The 5,804-nt window shown below is 49.3% G+C and carries 2 protein-coding genes; both read left to right on the top strand.

Features of this window, described 5'->3' with window-relative positions; genetic code table 11:
- Positions 1-4,171: type I secretion C-terminal target domain-containing protein (locus ACTG33_RS15775; RefSeq protein ID WP_439136182.1), on the top strand; the 4,171-nt coding region annotated here is incomplete at its 5' end.
- 11 nt (positions 4,172-4,182) lie between these two features.
- A partial coding sequence (locus ACTG33_RS15770) for an ABC transporter transmembrane domain-containing protein (protein ID WP_439136181.1) occupies positions 4,183-5,804 on the top strand: 1,622 nt, incomplete at its 3' end.

Below are 5,804 nucleotides of genomic sequence, written 5' to 3'. Positions count from 1 at the left end.
TGATGCGGGGTTGATACTTCTAACCGGAGGTTCAGCCATCACGGTAGGTCAAGAGTTGTCAGAAGCCGAGTTTGCGGCTCTTACAGCCAGTGCAGATGAAAACCTGTCGGGAGAGTTCAATTTTACTGCTGAAGCCATTAGCACCGAACAGGAAAATAACGATCAGGAAACGGCCAGTCAGGTATTTACGGTGGATGTCGCTGGTGTTGCCGATGCACCTACTCTGTATGTTCGTAACGTAAAAGGTACAGAGGATGTGCCACTTCTCCTCAGTGATGTTATTCAGGGTGACTTGGCCGATACCGATGGTTCTGAAGAGGTGTGGTTCGAACTGACGTTGCCTGAAGGGTGGAGTATTGATGCACCCGCTTTGCAGGATTTAGGTGGTGGCGTGTACCGGGTCTCGGATGTTGATGTGCAAAATGGCGCAACGCTGATACCGAAGGAGGATTTAAGTCAGGTCACCGAAATACCATCAATATCGGTTCAAGCTGTGAGTATTGAAAGCCCAGTAGACGGCGTGACGCCAAGCGTGGTGGAGGCGTTGAGTGATATTCGCAGCTTTACGGTGACTCTTAAAGGGGTTGCGGACGCACCTGACATCACCACTGGTACGGGTGATTGGAGTTACGACCCTGGCACTGGCGTGATCAGCTCGAATGTGACCTATACCGAAGATTCGTTGATTCCTCCCGGTTTTGGCGTTGCTACTGAAGATGATGACGGTTCCGAAGAAATTACTCTGCACCTGAGCGGATTGCCAGAAGGTAGCACTCTCTTCGATAGCAGTGGCGATGAGGCTTTCCTGGAAGTCTTTGATGCGAGTGACCCGAATAACGTTGTATACACCGTTACTCTGGCTCAGCTGGCGGATCTTTCCTATAAGCCGCCACAGGATTTCAGTGGTGATGTAGTCTTGAATCTCGAGCAAATCAATACGGAACCGGATGGTGATAGTGCAGCTTTTAACTTGACCATTGAGTTTACTGTAACGCCGGTGATTGACACTCAAGACAGTCAGATATTATCAGAGCAGGGCATTGAAGATCAGCCATTACAACTGGATCTGGAGCCTGTGCTGGGTGATTTGGATGGTAGTGAGACGATAACAAGTTTTACTTTTCTGACCGGCTTTCAGGGGACTTTGTTTGTGGATGGCAATCAAATTGCCACAGGGACGAAATCTGGATCCATTGATACTTATGCGGCAGGGGATATAGAAGGGCTGCTGCGATCAGGTCGAATAACCTATCTGCCACCGGAAGATCTTGCCGGTGAATTTTTTCTGGATTTCTCCTACGAAGTGACAGATACCAATGGTGATCCAGCCTTTGATGATGTGAAAACACTATCGGGCACAGTGGACCTTACAATCATTGCTCAGGTAGAACAAAACCAGCCAACCACAGCTGATGACACCCGTCTTGAAGCGGCGACAACAACACTGATCAGCAGTGACGGCTCGCCTATTGATTTATCGGGAGAAGTTAACTTTTTTGAAGAAGATATAGATGGCTCCGAAACACTGGATTACGTCTTGCTCAAATTACCCACGGCAGATGGGTGGTATGTTACTGCCCCGGGTGGGGCTATTCATGACGGGCAGGGTAATTGGCTGATTCAGGCTCCCGCAACGTCTGACGCATTTAAGGAGCAAAATCTCTCAATCCTTGACGGTGTCACAATCAACAACAATTACAATTACACCGGTCCTATTGAAGTTCAAGCCCGGGTTTTAGATGGCAACGGGGAAGATGCTGACATTATAACGGCTACTTTGAATGTCGACTTTCAGGGGAGTCCCAATACGATCGCGTTTGATCCGAACGATGTTCAAAATACCATTATTGATGGCATCGAAGGAGAAGATATATCCTTTGCAGGGCATTTAAATACAGTAATCCGTAACGCCGGTGATGACAGCGGTGTGGATCAAATCAGTATTCGTGTTACACCTGCAGATATGGCTGCGGCGGGTATAGGTGGGGCCAGAATCACCGGTCCAGGTGTTGAAGTCCATTATGATCTGGATGGCACCACAGTACTGGCGTGGATATTTGATGATGCTGCATTGGCAACCTTAGGTATTGCTGGCATCGATGAAGACTTATCTGGTGATGTTGCATTAACCATCCACGTTGTGGCCACAGACCCCAGTGGCGATTCCATCGAAGAAGATCAGGTGCTTAATATCGATATCTTGCCGGTGGTCGATGAGCTAAATCCGGTGGATCCATTTCAGGGTAACGAAGATCAGTTGTTTAATCTGGGTTTTGATAATCTCAACCTGTTGGGAGACGATGATACTGATCCTGCCAGGGGCACAGAGGAGATTACCCAGATAACGTTTACCAATTTATCCGGCGGTACCATTTTAGATCCAGAAGGGGTTCTGATTGATAATGGGGATGGTAGCTTCACTCTGCTTAACGCGGATGATCGAAATAAGCTCTTTTATCGTCCACCAGAGCATGCTTCGATAAATGACCCTGACCCAACATCTTCCAATATCTCACTCGATGTCACGCTGACGATTACCGATACCACCACCGGTGGAACGACGCAACCCAACAGTGTCACAACAGAGAAGACCTTCAGTCTGGCTGTTGAGTTGTTACCCATTACCGATCCTGCAAACCTTACCGTGCCGGATACACCTATTATCGGTGATGAAGATACGCATATCGATCTTTCTGCTTTAACCGCAGAACTGATTGATCAAGATGGCTCCGAGGCAATGAGCTTACAAATCATTGGCGGTCCCGAAGGTGCAGTGATGTATGCCAACGGCGTGCAACTGCCTAATAACGGGCTGGACGGTAGCGGCAACGGCACTTACAGCTGGACTGTCACACAAGATCAGTTGGCCAATCTGACTATGGTGCCGCCACAGGACTTTGCCGGTGATATTACCTTGGGCTTAGAGGCTGTCACTTACGAAAAGGGCACCACAGATTTTGTTACGACCACTGCAGAGTTTACGGTGGGTGTGAACCCCATTGCTGATGGTGTGCAATTGTTGAACGCGCCAACCACTGCATCCACGACTGAAGGTGAACCGGTAAATCTGAATGTGGTGGCAGAGATTCTGGAAGCGGTAAACCCCGATGAGGAAATTGAACTAACGCTAACAGCACTGTCAACCAGTGATACCTCTGCTCTTGCGCGTTTAGCCCGAATTGATGTCGGCGGGACCCTTGGGGCATTCAGAGATAACGGCGATGGTACCTTCAGTGCGACAGTCAGGGTTGCCGCAACAGCGCTGTCAGTAGGGGCTGGAGGTGTTGATCTGTACACGGGGCCATTGGCCTGGGGCAATCTGGACCTGCAACTGGATATCCGTAGCGTGGATATGGCTACGGTGGCGGGATCAGATGTGGAGGATGTCTCTGATCCGGTCACCGCCAACTTAAGTGTAACGATAACACCTGAGCCGGACCCTGCTCAGCTGGATCGTTTGTACGACGGCATTATCGCCAGTAATGGCCAGGACATTGATATGGGGGTCACGATGACTCCAGAAAATCCGGCACCAGGGGAAACCAGTCAATTGGTGATCGAAAACCTGCCGACAGGTTTCAGTTTTAACGCGGGGTCTGCCGAGGGCAGCAACTGGGTGGTGGATGAAGCCGATATTGCCAACTTGCAACTGCAAACGGGTTCAGCCACCGGCGACTTTGCATTAAACCTTTATACCCGAACTACGTTGAATGGAGAAACCGTCACGGGTCAACAGCAGAGTATTGAAGTCAAAATACAAGCCGCTGGTGATAACACCTTAGAAGGTACCTCAGGGGATGATTACTACAGCGGTGCTGACGGCGCTGATGTGTTTGTCTGGAGTTATTATGATCAGGGAAGCGTGCTATTTCCCTCAAATGATTTGGTCAAGGATTTTGACCGAGCTGAAGGCGATCAATTAAACCTGGATAGTTTACTGGTCAATGATACCTCCACAACAGGCAGTGACCTCGATGCGTTGATTGATGTTACTGAAAGCGGTGGTAATACCGTGTTTGATATCAATGTGAATGGTGATGCTCCCGGAAATCAACTCATCACGTTGGAAGGTGTTACCAAAAATGATCTTTATGATGGTGATGCTTCTGTTGTTAGCGAAGCCGATTTCTTGCAAAAGCTGGTTGACGATAACGTCATGATTACCGTGTAACTGAAGGTCATATGGACAAAGACTTACTGAATAACGATCCTTGGCTGGCCTCGCTTTACTGGCTGACAGGGCATTTTGGCTTGCGTCGCCATCCGCAGCAGTTGCTGGCGGGCTTGCCGCTGGACAATAAAAAGTTGAATGCCGATCTATTTCCCCGTGCTGCAGAGCAAATCGGTCTCGACGTGGATCGGCAGCCTATGCTGCCTGTTCAAACTGAGCGCTTACCAGTTATGACCATTGATAAGCAGGGCATGCCGGTATTAATCGTCAGCTGTGATTTGAAAAACATTGTACTTCTTAAACCTTCTAATACAGGTATGGTTGAAGAGGTCTTACCACGCAGCAAGCTTGAACAGCGATTTGAAAGTCCATCCAAGAACACCGTATGGAGTGTGGCAGCCCAGCGTGTCACGGATCAACGTGCTGATGAGTTAACCCCCGGAAAGCCCCGGCACTGGCTTATTCAGGCGATGCTGGAAGCAAAACCCTGGTATCGTGATCTTGTCATCGCGTCTTTGGTGATTAATGTACTTGCGTTAATAATTCCGCTATTCACCATGAACGTCTACGACAGGGTCGTCCCAAATCAGGCCTTTGATACTCTGTGGGTCTTGGCCGTTGGCGCAGCGTTTGCGCTACTGTTTGACTGGTTGCTTCGCAAAGCCAGATCCAGTTTGACGGATATGGCGGGGCGTCAAATCGACGTCAAAATATCCTCTATGCTGTACGGCAAAGTGCTTGGAATGAAACTGGAAAATCGCCCGCAATCCGCTGGAGCGTTTGCCAAGCAAATTCAGGAATTCGATAGCGTCCGCGAATTTTTAACCTCAGCAACCTTAACCACAGCCATTGATTTACCTTTCACCTTCTTGTTTTTGGGTCTGATTGCCTGGTTAGGCGGCCCAATGGTTTTGGTGCCTATCACGGGGGTTGTCTTGCTGCTGACTCTGTCCTGGTTTTTGCAGAAGAAAATTAAAGGCACCTTGGAAGAAAGCTCGCGGTTATCCACCCATCGACAGGCCTTGTTGATCGAACAGTTACAGTTGTTGCCAGATACCAAACAACATAACGCCGAGGGTGCCGCATTGAGACGCTGGGAACAAACGGTATCTTCGCTGTCCGATTGGCAGAATCGGGGACGTGATTATTCCAATACCCTTAGCTACACAATCATGAATATGCAGAATCTGGTCATCATCGGTTTGATAATCACTGGTGTATATCGTATCAGCGAAGGCTTGATGACCATGGGTGGCCTGATTGCGGTGGTCATGTTGTCCGGACGAGCCGCCAGCGCGATCAATCAACTGGCTATGTTGTTGATGCGTTATGAACAAACCCGAACAGCGGTAGACGGGCTTGAGTCAGTTATGGCGTTGCCACAGGAGCAGCATCCTCAACAAACCATGTCCCGCAAGGACTTTAGCGGTAAGACGGAGCTGCGGCATGCGAGTTTCAGCTACCCTGAACACAACCAGGCAGCGCTTGAGGACATTAACCTGTCTATCCAACCGGGTGAATGCGTTGGCGTGATGGGCGCGGCTGGTGCCGGAAAATCAACACTGTTGGCTTTGTTGGCAGGACAATACATCCCGACAAAAGGTCAGGTCTTTTACGATGGAATAGAGTCGCA

It is taken from the genome of Pseudomaricurvus sp. (assembly GCF_965662505.1).
Classification (GTDB): domain Bacteria; phylum Pseudomonadota; class Gammaproteobacteria; order Pseudomonadales; family Cellvibrionaceae; genus Pseudomaricurvus.
The sequence above is the reverse complement of the archived record's forward strand: the minus strand, read 5'-3'. Positions and strand labels throughout refer to the sequence as shown.